The sequence below is a fragment of the Streptomyces sp. NPDC046909 genome, assembly GCF_040644695.1.
Taxonomy (GTDB): Bacteria; Actinomycetota; Actinomycetes; order Streptomycetales; family Streptomycetaceae; genus Streptomyces.
In genome coordinates, this window is record NZ_JBEYXC010000006.1 from 365,683 (window position 1) to 382,329 (window position 16,647).

General features: G+C 69.4%; 20 protein-coding genes. 16 read left to right on the forward strand and 4 right to left on the reverse strand.

Annotated elements, in window-relative coordinates:
* The first annotated feature begins 325 nt into the window (after nt 1-325).
* Genes ABZ928_RS22380 through ABZ928_RS22390 form a run of 3 tightly spaced genes read left to right on the forward strand, consistent with a single transcriptional unit; the run spans nt 326 to nt 3,192 of the window.
* Nucleotides 326-868 (forward strand): hypothetical protein, encoded by a 543-nt coding sequence (locus ABZ928_RS22380; protein WP_361521591.1) that lies wholly within the window; start codon nt 326-328, stop codon nt 866-868.
* Nucleotides 869-871: 3 nt separating this feature from the next.
* Nucleotides 872-1,987: an MAB_1171c family putative transporter gene (locus ABZ928_RS22385; RefSeq protein WP_361521594.1), complete on the forward strand. Its 1,116-nt coding sequence runs from the start codon at nt 872-874 to the stop codon at nt 1,985-1,987.
* Between the two features lie 29 nt (nt 1,988-2,016).
* Nucleotides 2,017-3,192 (forward strand): amidohydrolase family protein, encoded by a 1,176-nt coding sequence (locus ABZ928_RS22390; protein ID WP_361521597.1) that lies wholly within the window; start codon nt 2,017-2,019, stop codon nt 3,190-3,192.
* Nucleotides 3,193-3,260: 68 nt separating this feature from the next.
* Here the strand turns inward: ABZ928_RS22390 and ABZ928_RS22395 are convergent, their stop codons facing one another.
* Nucleotides 3,261-4,115, reverse strand: a complete 855-nt coding sequence (locus tag ABZ928_RS22395; protein WP_361521600.1) for a helix-turn-helix transcriptional regulator — start codon at nt 4,113-4,115, stop codon at nt 3,261-3,263.
* A gap of 989 nt (nt 4,116-5,104) precedes the next feature.
* Between ABZ928_RS22395 and ABZ928_RS22400 the strand changes: the two genes are divergently transcribed.
* From ABZ928_RS22400 to ABZ928_RS22445, 10 genes are all read left to right on the forward strand, one after another.
* Nucleotides 5,105-5,464 carry a hypothetical protein gene (locus ABZ928_RS22400; RefSeq protein WP_361521603.1) on the forward strand — a complete coding sequence of 120 codons (360 nt, stop codon included), beginning with the start codon at nt 5,105-5,107 and terminating at the stop codon, nt 5,462-5,464.
* A 2-nt stretch (nt 5,465-5,466) separates the two neighbouring features.
* Nucleotides 5,467-6,408, forward strand: a complete 942-nt coding sequence (locus tag ABZ928_RS22405) for a hypothetical protein (RefSeq protein WP_361521605.1) — start codon at nt 5,467-5,469, stop codon at nt 6,406-6,408.
* On the forward strand, nt 6,408-7,115 hold the full coding sequence (locus tag ABZ928_RS22410; RefSeq protein WP_361521607.1) for an ATP-binding protein: 708 nt from the start codon (nt 6,408-6,410) through the stop codon (nt 7,113-7,115). Before ABZ928_RS22405 ends, ABZ928_RS22410 begins: the two co-directional genes overlap by 1 nt.
* 94 nt (nt 7,116-7,209) lie before the next feature.
* Nucleotides 7,210-7,803, forward strand: coding sequence for a WhiB family transcriptional regulator (locus tag ABZ928_RS22415; RefSeq protein WP_361521610.1), 594 nt, complete (start codon nt 7,210-7,212; stop codon nt 7,801-7,803).
* Nucleotides 7,800-8,810 carry a DUF2637 domain-containing protein gene (locus tag ABZ928_RS22420; protein WP_361521613.1) on the forward strand — a complete coding sequence of 337 codons (1,011 nt, stop codon included), beginning with the start codon at nt 7,800-7,802 and terminating at the stop codon, nt 8,808-8,810. The genes ABZ928_RS22415 and ABZ928_RS22420 overlap by 4 nt, the downstream gene beginning before the upstream one ends.
* A gap of 90 nt (nt 8,811-8,900) precedes the next feature.
* On the forward strand, nt 8,901-9,125 hold the full coding sequence (locus ABZ928_RS22425; protein ID WP_361521616.1) for a hypothetical protein: 225 nt from the start codon (nt 8,901-8,903) through the stop codon (nt 9,123-9,125).
* Between the two features lie 323 nt (nt 9,126-9,448).
* Nucleotides 9,449-9,745 carry a plasmid mobilization relaxosome protein MobC gene (gene mobC / locus ABZ928_RS22430; RefSeq protein WP_361521619.1) on the forward strand — a complete coding sequence of 99 codons (297 nt, stop codon included), beginning with the start codon at nt 9,449-9,451 and terminating at the stop codon, nt 9,743-9,745.
* 2 nt (nt 9,746-9,747) lie between these two features.
* Entirely contained in the window at nt 9,748-11,493 is a 1,746-nt protein-coding gene (locus ABZ928_RS22435; protein WP_361521622.1) for a relaxase/mobilization nuclease domain-containing protein, read from the forward strand.
* Nucleotides 11,494-11,560: 67 nt separating this feature from the next.
* On the forward strand, nt 11,561-11,965 hold the full coding sequence (locus ABZ928_RS22440) for a hypothetical protein (RefSeq protein WP_361521624.1): 405 nt from the start codon (nt 11,561-11,563) through the stop codon (nt 11,963-11,965).
* A gap of 129 nt (nt 11,966-12,094) precedes the next feature.
* Nucleotides 12,095-12,622, forward strand: a complete 528-nt coding sequence (locus ABZ928_RS22445; protein ID WP_361521627.1) for a proline dehydrogenase — start codon at nt 12,095-12,097, stop codon at nt 12,620-12,622.
* Between the two features lie 138 nt (nt 12,623-12,760).
* Here the strand turns inward: ABZ928_RS22445 and ABZ928_RS22450 are convergent, their stop codons facing one another.
* The 3 genes from ABZ928_RS22450 to ABZ928_RS22460 form a co-directional block, all read right to left on the reverse strand.
* A complete protein-coding gene (locus ABZ928_RS22450; protein WP_361521630.1) occupies nt 12,761-13,057 on the reverse strand; it encodes an esterase in 297 nt (98 codons plus the stop codon).
* Between the two features lie 128 nt (nt 13,058-13,185).
* Entirely contained in the window at nt 13,186-13,410 is a 225-nt protein-coding gene (locus tag ABZ928_RS22455) for a hypothetical protein (protein ID WP_361521633.1), read from the reverse strand.
* A gap of 36 nt (nt 13,411-13,446) precedes the next feature.
* Nucleotides 13,447-13,800, reverse strand: coding sequence for a DUF317 domain-containing protein (locus tag ABZ928_RS22460; RefSeq protein ID WP_361521636.1), 354 nt, complete (start codon nt 13,798-13,800; stop codon nt 13,447-13,449).
* 247 nt (nt 13,801-14,047) lie between these two features.
* Between ABZ928_RS22460 and ABZ928_RS22465 the strand changes: the two genes are divergently transcribed.
* From ABZ928_RS22465 to ABZ928_RS22475, 3 genes are all read left to right on the forward strand, one after another.
* Nucleotides 14,048-14,281 (forward strand): hypothetical protein, encoded by a 234-nt coding sequence (locus ABZ928_RS22465; RefSeq protein WP_361521639.1) that lies wholly within the window; start codon nt 14,048-14,050, stop codon nt 14,279-14,281.
* Entirely contained in the window at nt 14,278-15,132 is an 855-nt protein-coding gene (locus tag ABZ928_RS22470) for a GNAT family N-acetyltransferase (protein ID WP_361521642.1), read from the forward strand. The genes ABZ928_RS22465 and ABZ928_RS22470 overlap by 4 nt, the downstream gene beginning before the upstream one ends.
* A 928-nt stretch (nt 15,133-16,060) precedes the next feature.
* Nucleotides 16,061-16,543, forward strand: a complete 483-nt coding sequence (locus tag ABZ928_RS22475) for a hypothetical protein (RefSeq protein ID WP_361521644.1) — start codon at nt 16,061-16,063, stop codon at nt 16,541-16,543.
* Nucleotides 16,544-16,647: the final 104 nt, after the last annotated feature.

Consider the following 16,647-nt stretch of genomic DNA (forward strand, 5'->3'; position numbering starts at 1 on the left):
GCTGTTCGCGTTAGCGATCTAGAAGGCTCGGAGAGGCTCTCTCGCGTCCTCGTGGCTCGATCGCTGAGGTAGGCGTGGGCCCTTTTGCCCGGTGCTGGTCTCGGCGCCCGTGTTCGCCTCCGTGCGCTGTCCGGGGACCCGAACATCGTTGACCCGCGGTGGCTGGTGCCCGGCTCCGAGCAAGAGCCCGATCGGCCGGTAGGAAGGGATAGCTCACATGTCTCTGGGAGAGAGCCGTCGCGACGCTTCGCAACCTCCGGTGCCAAGGCAGGAGAGGGGGAGACGCCGGAGGCTGGGGCGCTGGCGAACCGCTGAGCGGCGGACCGTGGAGCGCGATCTTCACCGCCGACTGCGGCAAGAGCTGCGCGAGCTGGGCATCCACCCGCCTCTGGATGTGGAAGAGCTGGTCAAGGCGCTCAGCGAGAGGCGCGGACGTCCGATCGTCCTGCGGCCCTTCCCGCTGGAGAAGCCGGGGCCCTCAGGGCTGTGGGTCGATACGCCGCAGATGGACGTGATCCTCTACCAGCAGGAGACGACCCGGCTGCACCAGCGGCAGATCATCCTCCACGAGATCCTCCACATCCTCGTCGCCGAGTGGGAAGAGGACCAGGCCGAGGGGTCGCCGGAGGAATCCCCGGACGACTTCGTCGAGGGTTGGGCGACCCTCATTCCCGTACTCGATCCCAAACTGATCCGGCGGGTCGCCCGCCGCTGCTCGTACGAGGACCAGGAGGAGTGCTCGGTCGAGCTCGCGGCCACGATCATCCTGGAGTGGTCCTCGGTGCTCGACGAGCTCCCCCCTCTGTCGGAGGACCCGGAGGTACGTCGGGTCCAGTCGGCCCTGGGCGACCGGCGAGGGTGGCTGTAACCAGTGAGCGGGATACTCCTGCTGATCATCGCGGCTGCCGTCGTGTGGAGGCTTTACCTCTGGTCCCGAGCCCCGCATGACGCTCCCACGAGGTCGGTCGCTCTGTGCCTGTTGAGCGCGGGCCTTTCGTACCCCGTGGCCATGCCCGGCGGCACCACCGGTATCGACACCGTGGCCGGGCACGGCACGGCGAAGCTGATCCAGAACGTCCTGTTGCTGCTGACGGTCTACTTCCTGATGTGCTTCTACCTGTACTCGGCCGACGGGCCGGCGGCGCGACGTCGCGCGCGGTGGGAAGCCGTTGTCGTGTCCGCGGTCGCTGTGGCGATCATCCTGGCGGCCGTGACCGTGCCGCACGAGGACTTCGCCGGCTCGTTCAGCACGGCGGACATGACGATCCCGCAGATCGCCTTCTTCTACGCCGGCGCGGGCCTGTACCTGATGTACGCGCTCGGCGCCGCCGGACGGTGGACCGCACGCTATGCCCGCGTGTCGAGCCGACCGCACGCCACAGGGCTGTGGATGACGGCGATCGGCCTCGGCGCCATGGCGGTGGCGTGCGCCGTCCGCGCGGTCTTCGTCACCGTCCGCTGGAGCGGCGGAACCGTTCCGGACCGGCTCATGGCCGGCGTGGCGTTCTGGCTCGTAGCGTCGATCCTGCTCTTCGTCGCGGGCATCACCTATTCGGCGAGTCGCTCCAGGATCACGGCCATCCGGCTGTGGCTGCGGCGGCGCCGTGATCACCGTCGGCTGAGCGCCCTGTGGCAGCTGCTGACCGACGTCTACCCGGAGAACGAACTTCGCCCCGCCTCCCGCCGTCTGTGGGACCGGTGGCGGGCGCGTGGCGTGCACCGCCGCTACCACCGGCGGATAGTGGAATGCCGGGACGGCCTGGTCGACATCAGCCCCTACGTCGTCGACGAGGACGGTGACGCCGACCTGCTCAGCCTGGAGCCGGCGGAACTCGCGAGCCGACTGCGGCGTGCCGCCGACACGATCCGACAGGGCTCGCCGGCGCCGGGACAGGCAGTGCCGCTCGCGGTGCCGAAGGAGGACGACCGGGAGGCGGACGTCCGTCAGTTGATCGCGGTGTCGGAAGCGCTCCGGCTGACCGCGTGACCGTAGAAGTGAGAGGGAGACCTAACGAGATGCTGATCACCGCCAGCCGGGTCCTTACCGGCTCCGGGACGTACCTGGAGGACGGTGCCGTCCTCGTCGAGGGTGACTCGATCGCCGCGGTTGGGCCACGCGCCCAGCTCGCCGACCGGGCCGACGCGGACGGGAAGCACCTGGCGTTCCCCGATGCGACGGTGCTGCCCGGACTGATTGACGCCCACGTGCATCTCGCGTTCGACGGCGGCGGCGACCCGGTGGCCACCCTCGCCGAGTCGAGCGACGAGAAGCTGCTGGAGGACATGCGCCAGCGCGCGGAGCAGCTCCTGTCCAGTGGGGTCACGACGGTCAGGGACCTGGGAGACCGCAACGGCCTGGCACTCCGCCTGGACGAGGAGATCAGCCGGGGCGGCACGCCCGGCCCGCGCATCGTGTCCGCGGGCACACCGGCCACCCCTCCTGGCGGGCACTGCCACTTCCTCGGGGGCGAGGTCTCCGGCGTGGACCAGGTCCGCGATCTCGTACGGCGCAACCTCGCGGCAGGCGCGGGCGTGATCAAGGCCATGGTGACCGGAGGCGGCCTGACCAAGGACGGGCCGAAGAGCTGGCAGAGCCAGTTCACCCCGGAGGAGTTGCAGGCCCTGGTGGACGAGGCGCACAAGGCCGGCGCGCCAGTGGCCGCCCACGCACACGGCGCGGACGGCATCGCCGCCGCCGTGGAAGCGGGCGTGGACACGATCGAGCACTGCACCTGGATGACAGCTGACGGCTTCGACCTCCGGCAGGACGTCCTGAAGCGGATCGTCGAAGAAGGCATCGCCGTCTGTCCGGCCGTGAGCCCTCACTGGCAGATGCTCCCGCGCTTCTTCGGCGAGGAACGGGCGGCGGCCATGTTCGACCTGGTCCGCCAGATGGACGAGGCAGGCGTCAAGCTCGTGGCCGGAACCGACGCGGGAGTCCAGCGCGCCGGGTTCGACGGACTGGTGCCTGCTCTGTCGTTCTACGCGCACCTGGGCCTGCCGAACAGCAAGATCCTCGACATGGCCACTGCGGACGCGGCCGACGCGCTGGGACTGGGCGGGACGACGGGCCGGATCGCTGCGGGATTCCGTGCAGATCTGCTGGTGATCGAGGGGGACCCCCTCGAAGACCTCGACGCACTGCGCGCGATCCGCGGCGTGATCGCCGCTGGCCGACACCGCGAGCAGTAGAGAACGGCCCGAGAGCAGGAGCGGCCCTGCATGCTGTCCGAAGCCTCCAGTCGGGCTTCGGACCGGTGCTACTCGCTGGCGTCCGGCTCTCTCTCTTCCAGCTCCGTGACCAGGTCGTTGACGAACTCCATGACGTTCGTCGGCAGGCCCTGCGAGCCCATCCCGCGCCCCTTGACCCGGCCCACGGCCCCCTTCCGTGAGGCCGACAGGAGCTGGAGGCCCTCGTAGACCTGGCGGGCCACGGCGTCATCCGGCTGGAAGTACATCGGTGAGACGCCGAGGAACGTCGCCAGGCCCTCAAGGACGACAGGCGATGCCGTCTCCACGGCGCCGGTACGCAGATCGAGAACGCCTGCCGCGGAGACGACCTGCGCCCCGGCATGCGCGTTGATCGCGTCGGCGATCTCCTCGTCCGCTGGCGGGCCCTGCTCGCCGGGATACGAGCGCTCCAGGATCAGAGTGATTCTCTCCGCCAACGTGCCGGGCGGTCCCGTGGACGCGGGCGCGGTCCCGGTGGCCTCCGGTTCGGCTTCGCCACCCTGCGCCTTGGCGATGGATCGGTCCTCCGCGCGCCGCAACTCCTCCTCGCTCACCCCGTAGGCCACTGCCAAGGCGGGGACGTACTTGTCCTTGAGTCGCCGCTCACCACGTTCAGCTCCCGCCACGGGACCCGCGCTCTTCGTCCCGATCAGCTTCGCCGTCTCGTACTGGTAGTAGCCGGCGTCGCAACGTAGATCGGTCAGGTCCGGGAGACCCGTGCGAGGGAAGAGATCGTCCAGTGCCCGCCGGAGCGCCTTCGCCAGGGCCGGCAGCTTCTCCGGATCGGGCGTTGCCAACCCTGTCTCCCAGCCGGCGACCGTCGAGTCCGCTACGCCGACGGCCGTCGCCACGTCGGTCTGCGCGACCTCGGCGGCGCGTCGCACGGCGCGTACTCGACCTCTGTCGAAGTGGCGGGCGGGCATCGAACCTCGTTTTTCTGTAAACCGAAGTAACTTCGGCACGTTGAGTTTTTGTGCGAGTGGATGTAGCTTCAGCTTAGCGAAAAACGGGGAGCGTCGCACGCTCGCTCGGCCTTCGCTGTCGATCTTCAGCGGCGCAGTGGCCGAGGAGGTCGATCCGGGAGAGCTCTGTGCGGTACCGCGTGTGGAGCGCTCTCAAGGTGTAATCAGCGAAGGGGTCTTATTCCTCGATCGTCGGGCGTGCTCCTGCCTTTCGGTAGGGCGCCGAGATCACATCACGGCTGCTTCGCGTTCACGCGCGGTACTTACAAGGTGGCTGATACGCAAGGAGTTTCGCATGTCTCTGCTTCAAACGGCGGCTGGCTGTATGGCTGTTCGGGCAGGGCTTGCGATCAATGGAGAAGCTCCAGCCCGTATCGCCGTGCTGTTAGTCGCATCGGATCGCGCGTTCCTGAGTCGCACGTCTGCCGCGAATTAACCCATCCATGCGCGGGGGCTGGTGAGCCATGGAGTCGGAAGCGTAGTTCGGTAACGCGGCCAGCAAGGCAGCTGCCAGGAGTCTGCATCTCAAGGCCCTGCAGCGGCTTCGCGGCCACCAAGTAGAGCGCTCCCTGCCAGAGGGCGGGGACGCATCACCTCAGCAATATATGTCGAGTTGGCGTCGGGTCAGCCCACAGGCCGCAATCCACTGGAGTGTTGGAGGCGGTGTGCATATGTTGCTGGTCCCTCGGCGAAACTGCCGAACCAGGATCTCCTCAAGGGGGAAATGAGAGCCACATCAGACGCCAAATACGCGGTCTTCAGCGGGAGATGAGACCGGCGCCCAGAAGTTAGCAGCTTCCGGGCGCCAGGCCCGCCACCCCTGAGGGCGCGGATTCATAACCGGGGCGCGTCGGCTGACCTTTTCGACGAGAACGGCCGTCCCACCCCACCTACGAGTAAGGAATTGTCGCATGCCCGAGTCCTGGACCGGAAGGGCGCTCGCCGCCCAGCCCACCAAGACCGACGACCCCACCGCCGGCACCCGCCAGCACCGCCTGGCCGTTCTCCTCGCGGACATGGTGCCCGGTACCCGTATCGTCCGCGTCTCGCGGCATCAGCCCAGCCACACCTGGCCGAGCCCCTACACCCGCGCGTACGACGAGCGGGGACAGCCCATACCTCTCAACCGGACCCAGCGCGTGGCCGCCGCCCGCTGGGTGATCCGAGCCTTCCCCGAGGCGAATTGGGACGAGGCGCACGACCTCGATCTCGCCACTGGGACCCTGCGTCCCACGGCCGAGGCCCGTGCCCATTCGGACGGGGGCCACTGACCGTGGCCCGGATCCGAACGATCAAACCCGAAGCCTTCGCGTCCGAGTCGCTCGCCGCGGTCTCCCTCGCCGCGGAGCGGACCTTCTTCGGCCTCCTCACCCAGGCCGACGACCACGGTCGCTTCCGCGACCAGCCCGCCGTGATCACCGGACTGCTGTGGTCGCTGCGCCCGGAGCACGGCCCCGTGGACGTCGAGGACGACCTGACCCAGCTCGCCAGCGCCCACCTGATCTGCCGCTACGCAGGCGATGACGGCAAGCGGTACCTGCACATCGTCACCTGGCGCCAGCATCAGAAGGTCAACCGGCCCAGCGGCGTCCGCTTCCCCGCCTGCCCGCACCACGACGTCGAGCAGCCCGCACCGGACGCACCACGAACTCACGGAGACGGCACTGAGTCCTCCGTGAAGACTCACGGAGGACTCAGTGAGGGCTCACGCACCCCGCACGAGCTCCCCGCCCACCACAAAACCGCAGGTCATAAGGCATCTCAGGACGCTTCACGGAGCACTCATGGAGGACTCACTGAGCCCTCGATGAGCCCTCACGGTCCGGATCTAGGACCTAGGAACTTGGATCTAGGAACTACTTCTCCTTCGGGGAGCGCAGACGCCCCCGCACCGGAGACCGTCTCGACCCAGAAGCTCATGGCCGAGTACACCGCCGCCTGCGCTCACCGCCCGCCCAGCGGCGTGCTCGGTCACCTCGGACGGGAGACAGCCAAGCTCCTCGCGGAGGGCATCGACCCGGACCACATCCGGGCCGGGCTGGCCCGGCACCGGGCGAAGGGGCTGCACCCGAGCACCCTGCCGAGCCTGGTCCACGAGGCCATGAACGCCACGCCCGCCGGTTTGGTGCGGACGGAATCGCGGCCTAACGTGCCCGGTCACCGGGCCTGGGCCAACCCTGCCGACCCTGCCGCCGCCTACGCCGAGGAGCTGTAATGCGCGACCGTGACGCCCAGCCCATCGGCGGCATCGCCCGCCGCCTGGCGGGCATCCTCACCGCCCGGGGCATCGACCCAGCCGTCCAACTCGCCGACCCCGTCGAGCCGATCCCCGCCCTCCAGGCGGCACAGGCCCGCATCCCGGCCCGCTACCAGGCCGCCGTCGCCGACCACCCGGCGGTCGCCGCCTGGGTCCGCGCGATCGCCGAGGCCGGCCGCCCCGGACCCGAGGGTGCACCGGGCATCGCGCAGGGCCGCTCGCTGCTGATCGTCGGCACCACCGGCACCGGCAAGACCCACCAGGCGTACGGCGCGATCCGGTCGCTGCTCATCGCCGGAGTCAGGCTGCGCTGGAAGGCGACCACGGCCGCCGACCTGTACGCCGAACTGCGACCCCGCCCCGGACACGACGGCGAGCGGGAACTGATGGACCTCGCCCGCTGCCCACTGCTGATCATCGACGACCTCGGCGCGGCCAAGAACAGCGAGTGGACCGAGGAGATCACGATGCGGCTGATCAACCGCCGCTACAACGAGATGCTCCCGACCCTCATCACCACCAACCTCGGCATGGCCGACCTCCGTCAGCACATCGGCGACCGGGTCGCCTCCCGGCTGACCGAGATGAGCGACAAGGTCATCCTCGACGGCCCCGACCGCAGACGAGCCCTCGCAGCCGAGCGGCGCCGCATCGCCGCCGCCTGATCCCCGCCGCGACCGGCTGCCGCCGCCTCCTTCACGCACCAACCCCTGGGACGCGCCTGCCCAAAACGCGCCCGGGGCGACCGGAGACACCCACATGCACAGCACCGAGAACCAGACCCCGCGCACCCTCGGCGACCTCACCTGGCACGACAGCGCCGCCTGCCGCTCGACGCCCCACCACCAGGTCGACCCGGAGATCTTCTTCCCCGAGCCGGACGAGATGGACCGCATCCGCGCCGCCAAGGCCCTGTGCGCGCAGTGCCCCGTCCGCGCCACCTGCCTCGACGCCGCCCTCGAAAACGGCGACCGCGACGGCATCCGGGGCGGCATGACCGAAGAGGAACGCGACCCTCTGCACCGCAAGCTCCACCGCCGCTTCGACTACGCCCGCGTGAACGAGGTGTTGGCCGGCCGCGACATCCACCTCACCCAGGCCGAGCGCGACGCCGTCGTCATAGCCGCCTACCACGCCAAGGTGCCGGCCGAGCGGCTCGCCTGGCTGCTCAAGTTCACCGAGGAGCACGCCGAGAAGCTCTACCGCAACATCCGCCGGGAGATCCGCAACCGCGCCGTCGACCAGAAGAAGGCGAATAACAAGGGGAAGAAGAAGCCCAAGAGCACCACCAAGAAGCTCAAGACACCCGCAGCCGAGACCCCCGCACGCGACGACCTCGGGACCGCCGCGTGAGCCACAGCGCACCGACACCGGCCCCGATCACCGGCTGGGACCGAGCCGCGATCGTCGCGCTCGGCGGCGCAGGATGCGCGCTCTCGTACGACGCCCTGCAGCAGATGGCCACCGCCATCCACGTTCGCGGACCCCTCACGTTCCTCTTCCCCCTGGTGATCGACGGTTTCATCGCCTACGGGGTACGCGCCCTCCTGGTCCTGCGCACCGCCTCCTTCGCCGCCCGCCTGTACGTGTGGACGCTGTTCGGCACCGCGACGGCCGCCAGCATCTGGGCCAACGCCCTGCACGCCGTACGCCTCAACCAGCAGCACCCCGGAGGTGGCGGACTGCGGCTCGGCGACGTCACCGTCGGCGCCCTGTCCACCCTCGCCCCGCTCGCCCTGGCCGGAGCTGTCCACCTGTACATCCTCATCGCCCGCCGGGTCACCGAGGCCGGTCACCACGGACACTCGGACACCTTCACCGTCCGCACTGACCGGATCGCCGCTGACCGGCCGGAGACCGCGCTCGCGGCGGCCGGCCACCGGCCGGTCCCGGCCACCTCCGGCCACTCGGCCACGCTCGCCCGGCCGGAGAACGGCCGTCCGGCGGTCACTTCCGGCCCGAACGTGCCGGGAACGGCTGACCGGGAGGAGCCGTCCGGACACCCGGCGAGCGCTCCGGAGGCGGGGCTGGCGAACGGCGGAGAGGCCGATGACCTGGGCGGACAGTCGGTCAGTAGACCTGCCCCGGTCACCCGCCTGCGGCTTGCCGACCCTACGGTCACCGAGCCGGAGACCGGCCCGGAGGGCTCGGACAATGGCGGCTCGGACACCGCGGAGGCGGCGGACACCCTCCTGCCGATCGCCCGCCAGGCGGTCGCCGACGCGGGCAAGGTCACCCGCGAGGTCGTCGCCGACGCCATCCGCGGACAGGGCAAAACGCTGGCCAATGACCGGCTGACCGCCCTGATGCAACAACTCCGCGCCGAGACCGGCCAAAAGTCGGCCACCAGGACCGGCTGACCGACCGGCCCAGACAAGGGGGCGGCCAACGGCCACAGCCGGGCCGCCCGCACCCCACCAAACTCCCCTCCACGCACCGGAGACACCCCTATGCGCACCACCCCGGTAACTCCCGCCGAAGCCGACGCCTGGATCACCGTGCTCCTGCGATACGGCCACCTCCACCGCGCCGAACCCGGCCCGGACGGCACCTGGACCGTCCAGCGAACCCCCTCCAGCACGCCCCGCACCCTGCACCACCCGGTCCTCGCGCTCGACTTCGTCACCGAGGTCCTCCGCGACATGCGCCGCACGAAGGCCCAGACGCCCCGATGACGCCCTCCGAGTCGCCCGAAACAACCTCTGACCTGCTGCAAGGCGACTGCCCGGCACGAAGCCGAGCAAGCTGTACCTTCCGAAACTCCTCCGCAGCCACGGGCTGCGGAGGAGTTTCGGAAGGGCTTACCCCCGCCCCAGGAGCGACGGGGGAGGCCCGGCACCAGGGGGTGCCGGACTCGGAGGCTGCGACCGAGGGCGGATCGCAGCCAGGAGGGGAACCGACCCCGCACGCCGCACCGCGTACGCGACCTCGCCTGCGCCAGCGCGTACACCGTGACCAAGTCCGCAGCGTCCGCCTGACCTCCGACGAACTCGCGCTCGTGACGCGCGCCGCGGAAGCCGTCGGTCTGAAGACCGCCGGGTTTCTTGCCGACGCGGCGGTCGCGGTCGCCCAGGCTCAAGGAGGTCCCCAGCCTTGGCTGTTGGACCAGCGTGGCCGGGTTGAAGAACTGATGGCCGCCAGCGCACAGCTCGCCCGTGTCGGCGGCAACCTCAACCAGGTGGCCCGCATCCTCAACTCCGGCGGTCAAGTGGAGTACGTGGACGCTGCGGTCGCCCGTGTCCTGCGGGTCGCGGAGCGGGTCGAGGCCGCCGCGATCGAGATCGCGCGGCGCTGACGGTGGTCCCCGATATCTCCACCGGCAGCCGGACGTACGGACTCCTCAACTACCTCTACGGTCCCGGCCGCCGCGAAGAACACACCGATCCGCATCTCGTTGCAGCCTGGATGCCCGAACTCGCCGCCGACCCCGGACGCGACCCGTCCGCCACGCTCAAGCAGCTCACCGACCGACTTGACCTTCCCGTCCTCGCCCTTCCGAAGGGCCGGCGACCGGCCCGGCACGTGTGGCACTGCCCCGTCCGTACCGCCCCCGGCGACCGTCACCTCACCGACGCCGAGTGGGCCGAAGTCGCCCGTCGCATCGTCCACGCCACCGGCATCGCCGAATACGGCGACGACAAGGCCTGCCGGTGGATCGCCGTACGCCACGCCGACGACCACATCCACCTCGTCGCCACCCTCAAGCGCGAAGACGGACGCAGCCCCCGCCGCCACGAAGACGGCATCCGCGCCCAGGCCGAATGCCGCAAGATCGAGAAGGAGTTCGGCCTGCAGATCCTCAACGGCGGCGACCGTACCGCAGCCCAGCGCCCCACCAGCGCCGAACGCTCCAAGGCCGAACGAACCGGCCGGACCGAGACACCCCGCGAGGTCCTGCGGGAGAGCGTCCGCCACGCCCTGGCCGGCGCCGCTAGCGAGGAGGAGTTCTTCCACCGCCTCGCCGAGGCCGGCCTGCGGGTCGAACAGCGCATCGCTCCGTCCGGCGACACCCTCGGATACAAGGTCGCCCTCCCCGGCGACCGCAACCGCGACGGCGAACCCATCTGGTTCTCCGGCTCCAAACTCGCTCCGGACCTCTCCCTCCCCAGGATCCGCCAGCGCCTTCATGCTGGACGCCCCGACGACGAACCCGTCACCGACCATGGTGATGAACGAGTACTTCCCCCGGCACGCGCCCGGCGCCAGGCAGTCCCGGCCGCCGAACGAGCGGCATCGATCCTCCACGAGGACGACGACGAAGACTCTGCCGCCCAACTCGTCGGCGTCGGCGAACTCCTCGACGCCATCGCCCAGACCGCCCCGGCCTCCACCCGCAAGGAACTCGTCGAGGCCGCCCGCGCCTTCGAACGCGCTACCCGCTCCCACGTCCGCGCCGAGCGGGCCGACAACCGGGCTGTTCGCGCCGCCGCTCGCGGCATCATCCGCGCTGGCAACGCCCTCGGCAAAGGCGAAGACGGCGGCGCCACCGCGATGGTCCTGTCCACGATGGTCCTCGTCACCATCGCCGCCGCGCGCTGGCACTCCGCCCGTGGCCACGCCCAGCAGGCAGCCGCCGCCCAGCGAGCCGCACAACACTTGCGCAGCGCCTACCGATCGGCCGCCGCTGCCCCCATGAACAGGATGCGCGAGCACGGCCGACGCCTCCCCGATCCCGTGCGAGAGCGGTACGCCGGCACTCTCGAAACCGCCCTGCCCGACCAGGCCGAGGTGATACGCCACGAGCCCGGCTGGGACGCCCTCGCTGCCACCCTGGACCAGGCCGAGCGCGCAGGACACGACCCCGATGCCCTGCTTCAACAGGCCGTCGAATGGCGTGAACTGGAAACCGCCGACAGCGTTACCGACGTCCTCGTCTGGCGGCTACGACGCATCGCCAACCTGCCCGCCACCATGGCGCCACCGCGTGCACGCGCGGACATGCGGGCGGCGCAATCGCGCTCCCACTCATCTCTGCCACCGGCGCCCGAGGCACCGCCGGTGACCCACCGTGCGGACCCTCACCCCCGAGGACCAAGGCGCTGAGCAGCGCAAAGAGCTGGACATCGACGGTCGGCGCCTGTTAGGGCTGGTTGATATGGAGAAGGAGACAATGCAGGTACTCGACGAAGGCCTCCCCCCTCAGAGAACCGTTCTGCCGGAGACGCTCGGCGACGACCCCCTGCGGCGCCTCCAGAAGGAGATGCAACTCGGCGACGGCAGCAACGGCCTCCGCGCCACCACCCACCCCGAGGAAATCGTCATCACCGGGATCCCGGTGATGTGTCCACGGTGCGGCGCCCGGCGCGACTGGATGGTCATCTGCGACCGCAACGAGATCAGCATCCGCTGCCGCTGCGCACACCAGTGGGTCGAGCGCGAACTGACCCGAGCGGACTACGAGGCGATGATCGACGTCGGCGGCCAGGACTACCCGAGCTTGGAGGCCGCGGCCCAGGCCACGGGCTACGACGGCACGCTCGCCGGCATCTATCTGACCGAGCCCAGGCCCGAATAGGTTCGGCGGCCAAGCACCGTAGACGACGTCCGATGGTGCATGCGGCGGGCTCATAAGGTCCCTGCGAACGACCAGGTCTCGCTTCGGGGGCGCACCTCAAGTAGGCCTGGACGTAGGAAGAATGGGGCGATGGACGCTGGACTCGCCGCTCTGCTCGGTGCTGCCGTAGGCTCACTCGCCACCCTCGGCTCCGCGATGGTCACTGGACGCGCGGCGGCGCGCTCGCAGTTCCTCCAGTGGCGTCGGCAGCACCGCCGGGACGCCTACGCGAACTACCTGGGCGCGGTGTACGACCGCGATGTCGCCCTGGACGAAGTGCGCGACGCGCTACGCGCGGACCGGCCGGACCTGAGGAACGTCGACCAGAAGATGGAACGCTTCGTCGCCCAAGCCCGCGACGTCCACCGGGCCGCCGAACTCGTCATCCTGGAGGGGCCACCTTCCGTGGTGGAGGCGCTCTACGCCGTGGTCCGCGCGGCTGCCGACCTCGCCGAGGTCGTGCGGCGGATGGTGCGTGATGCTCACGCTGAAGACACCTCCCGCAAGGCCGAGGACACGGCGCTCGCCGCTGAGCGGGAGCACTTGCTCTACCAGGCGGTGAAGGGACTTCGCACGGTAGCCGCCGACGTCCTGGGTGACAGCGGGATACGCCTCTAACAGCTGCGCTCGTGGGCATACCAGCGGTTGGCATTAGGAAGGCACTCGGCCGTTCGGCACTAGGTTGCGATGGCCCAACGCCACGAGGGCTGCCCCCAATCGTGGGTCAGCCCTCGGAAGTTCGCGGCGAACGGCTTGTCAGCGGCTCGCCAGGTGGTTAGCGAGGTGCAGCGCGTCGGTAGCGACGGACAGCGCGGTGTGAAGCCCAATGACCTCGTGAAGGGTGGGGTGCACGACCGTGGTCCAGTCGCCGTGGAGGTCCGGCCATCTGGCGAGGAGGACCTCGGCTGAGGCCAGACGGAGGCGAGCGGTCACATCCATTCCGCCTCCGAGGCCGGGCTCCCAGCTGAGCAGGATGGAGCCGGGATGGAGACGCTCGGGCTTCAGGTTGCTTATCCACACCGTGTGGATCGGCTGGGCGGGATGAGGCGGCACGCAGCGGAGGAGAGCGCCGCGCACCGACCGTGGCATGGGGTGAAGGACCAGGTCGCTGAGGAGCAGGTGGTGCGAGGAGTCGGAGGAGTTGATCGGCGGCGCAGTGGGCCGTGTCCGCGGGTGGCACGTCATACGTCGGCCCAGTCCAGCTGGTTGCGGACGGCGGGCGGTAGCACGCCCTCCTGGCCGTTCTCAGCGATGTAGACGGCTCCGATCGCCCCGGTGATCTCCAGGGTGCGGCCGATGCGGTGGGCGTAGGGCCAGTCGGGATTGATGGCGAGGAACACGGGCAGGTCGGGGTCGAAGGTCTGGAGCTGGTGAACCAGTTGGCCAACGGTGATCTCGTAGGGCAAGACGGTCTCCTGGGCGATGAGAGTGCGGAGCGGGTGTCACACGCAGGTGCAGTAGCGGGTGGGGAAGGCGATCAGAGCGGCGAGGAATCCGGCGACGGCCCGTGCCGGCGTATCCGGTCCGAAGGTCTGGCGCCAGGCCCTGGTGCCGCTGTGGTCCGTGACGTGGATGTGCCACAGCTCGCCGCGTGCTGCCTCCCGGCTTTCGGGGAGAAAGCCCACGTACACGCGTCGGTCGGGGCTGGAGCAGTGGACGTTGTAGTCCAGATCGGCGACGACGTCCCATCCCTGGGCCTTGAGGAGGTCGGTCACAGGCCGGGCGCAGTGGCATTCGAGAAGCCACTCACGCTCATCGAGGGTGGGCGGAGGAAGCTCGGCGAGAGGTCGGAACATAGCTGTGGTGGTGAGCGTCACGAACAGAGAACCCTTCTTTGACCTGTGGTTTTTCCGGGCTCCCGTACGTTGACATGGTCTCGGACGAGGTCTCCAGTCGTTGCCCGCGGTGTGCGTCTGCCGTGGGCGAACTGGCCACGGATGCGGCGACTGATGTCCGTGCAACGCGGAATGAAACGGTCGTCCGCCCAGCTGGTGCGGGAGCGGCCGCTTGCGTGGCTGGATTGAGAGAAGGGGAGGAGCGGGCTTGAGCAGCAGGGAGATTCGCGAACACGACGAGGCTGTCGACGACGTCGAGGCGGCGTCGCTGGGCCGGTCCCGGATGGCTGATGGGCGGCGGATCGAGCTGAGCGTAGGGGAGCTGGCGCGGCTGGTGGACGCCGGGGCTGACGGGTCCCTGGGAGTGAGTCGGTGTCAGCGTGCCTCTCTCAGCGGAAAACCACGGGCGCACGCCAACAGCACGCGGGATCATGAGGCATGAGTCCGGATGGCTGGCACCTCACCGAAGACGTCGACGACTTTCTCGCTCGTGCCGGAGACTGCCTGCGCTCGCGTCCCGTCCTTCACACCGTCCCGCTGACGGTGACCGAGGCACTGAGTACGCGCGGGGCGGACGCGTACGGCGACGACGCCCCCGTCTTCGGCCTGCTGGAGCGGGCGGGCGAGGTCCGCGCGACCTTCTTCCGTACCCCGCCCCGCCGTTTGACCCTCACCCCGCTCACCCCCGAAGAGGCCCAAAGCCTCGCCGCCCACCTGGCTGACCTCGGCCAATCCCTCCCCGGCGTCAACGCGGACCACGACACCGCCACCTCCTTCGCCGAGGCTTGGCAGCGGCACACGGGCGCAACACCGGTGCTGCACGAGCGGGAGCGCCTGTACCGCCTGGGCACGCTCACGCCACCGGAGCCGTTCCCTGAGGGCCGCGGGCGAATCGCGGGTGAGGAAGACCGTGAGCGACTCATGCTCTGGCACCGAGAGTTCGTCGCCGACATCGGGGGAACTCCTTCTGCGGACAACGGCTCATGGGCGGACACGCGCATCGCCGACGAACGCGTCACGCTATGGGAAACCCCGGACGGCACCCCCGTCTCCATGGCGGGCAGGACACCCATGGTCGCGGGCCAGATCCGGGTGGCCCCCGTCTATACCCCAGCTCACCTGCGAGGCCGCGGTTACGCGGGCGCCGCGACAGTCGAGGTGAGCCGAGCCGCGCTCGCCGCAGGCGCAGCGGAGGTGCTGCTGTTCGCGGACCTGGCCAACCCCACCAGCAACGGCCTGTATCAGAGGATTGGGTACCGCCCGGTTGCCAACTTCGCGGTGTACGACTTCTAGCGCGCCGCTCCGGAGAGCTGGCGAATAACTCCGGAGGGCCAGGTAGCGGGCGGGCATTTGCGGACGGCGCTGATGGGACCATCGAGTGCATTACCGGTCACGTGCGATGAATCTTTTCCGGCCCAAGGGACAGTGAGCTGAGACACATTCTGTTTTGGTTGTCCCATCTCACTGGGCTTGAAAGAGTTTCAGACCCCCTTTCGGAAGATATTCCTCAGATCGGTCCCGATCATAGAATCCGGGACGTCCGGATCGGACACCCTGCCCGTCCGGGCTGCGAGTTCACGCAGATTGAGGTCGACGACGGACTCCATCTGGTGCGCAAGAAGTGTCGGTACCCGCCCAGTGCCAGGCCATGGGGCTCTTCCGGTCGTTCGGCGTACTCCGTGCATCCGGACGACCCCGCCAGCATGGTCCTACTGAGCGATACCCGTGGGTGAGGAAGCGTTGCAGCCCAATGAGCCGTTGCTGCCCTCAAGTTTGCCCTGGGCGGCCCTTCGGAAATGCTGAACTCGTGGCTATCGGATAGGCATCGATACGATGGATGCGATCATCCGCAGTGGCCAGAGTGTGCATGCTGCCCAGCGGGCTTCGCCCGCCCAACGCGGATCGCGTAGTGCGGCGTCGGGGGTCAGCGTTCGGGAGACCGCCGGCAGCCTCGGGGAAATCTGCCTCCGGGCCCGCCTGAACCTCGACCTGACGTCTGCTCAGGTCGGCAGGACGATGCGCAGCTCCTTCCACCTGGACAGCGGCCTGCTCCCCGCACCCCAGTAGACGCCGATGCAGGTGCGGCGCTCGGCTGGCTCGGGTTGTAGCGATAGCCGGGCGTTGCGGCAGTGAGAAGGACCAGTCGATTCGGCTGCGCCCGCAGTATGCTGCCTACGCCGGAACAGGCGTTTTCACCCACATTTTTGGGCACGGGGGCGGCATGTTGGATCAGGCGTTGATCGCTTTGGCTTCGGCGGCCGGGGTGGCAGTGGCTCAGGCGGCTGGTACGGATGCCTGGCAGGGCTTGCGGGAGCGGGTGGCCCGTGTCTTCGGGCGTGGCCCTGCGGCGGATGCCGCTGAGGAAGCGGCCCTGGACAGGCTGGACCGTACGGCAGCCGAATTGGAGAGCGCCGATTCCGGCGAGGTCGGGCAGGTGCGGGACGCCGCGGTGACCGCCTGGCGGACCCGTTTTCAGGATCTGCTGTACGAGTTGGACGAGGGCGGCCGTGAGCAGGTGGCTGCCCAGTTGCGTGAGCTGGTGGCCCTGGCTCAGCAGGCCGGCGGCGGTGTGTCGGCCGCGGATGACGGCATCGCCATCGGCGGCGATGTGCACATCGAGGCCCGGGACAACGCGGCAGCGGCTGTGAAGATGGGCGATGTGACCTTCGGAAACCCCTTGTCGCCGGGTTCGGACGGGAGCTGACCGCGCCCGGCGCTCGTCGCGCTCCGCACATCACCGCGCACCACCTGTCGATCCACGCGGAGTCGGGTGGGCTTGCCGCCGGGTACATCAGGCACCTCGACTAT

What these genes read in the sequence shown, in the direction of transcription:
- ABZ928_RS22475 (WP_361521644.1), top strand. Translation starts at nt 16,061, where the DNA reads ATGTTGGATCAGGCGTTGATCGCTTTGGCTTCGGCGGCCGGGGTGGCA.
- ABZ928_RS22460 (WP_361521636.1), bottom strand. Translation starts at nt 13,800, where the DNA reads ATGTTCCGACCTCTCGCCGAGCTTCCTCCGCCCACCCTCGATGAGCGT.
- ABZ928_RS22390 (WP_361521597.1), top strand. Translation starts at nt 2,017, where the DNA reads ATGCTGATCACCGCCAGCCGGGTCCTTACCGGCTCCGGGACGTACCTG.
- ABZ928_RS22425 (WP_361521616.1), top strand. Translation starts at nt 8,901, where the DNA reads ATGCGCACCACCCCGGTAACTCCCGCCGAAGCCGACGCCTGGATCACC.
- ABZ928_RS22410 (WP_361521607.1), top strand. Translation starts at nt 6,408, where the DNA reads ATGCGCGACCGTGACGCCCAGCCCATCGGCGGCATCGCCCGCCGCCTG.
- ABZ928_RS22400 (WP_361521603.1), top strand. Translation starts at nt 5,105, where the DNA reads ATGCCCGAGTCCTGGACCGGAAGGGCGCTCGCCGCCCAGCCCACCAAG.
- ABZ928_RS22440 (WP_361521624.1), top strand. Translation starts at nt 11,561, where the DNA reads ATGCAGGTACTCGACGAAGGCCTCCCCCCTCAGAGAACCGTTCTGCCG.
- ABZ928_RS22415 (WP_361521610.1), top strand. Translation starts at nt 7,210, where the DNA reads ATGCACAGCACCGAGAACCAGACCCCGCGCACCCTCGGCGACCTCACC.
- ABZ928_RS22470 (WP_361521642.1), top strand. Translation starts at nt 14,278, where the DNA reads ATGAGTCCGGATGGCTGGCACCTCACCGAAGACGTCGACGACTTTCTC.
- ABZ928_RS22445 (WP_361521627.1), top strand. Translation starts at nt 12,095, where the DNA reads ATGGACGCTGGACTCGCCGCTCTGCTCGGTGCTGCCGTAGGCTCACTC.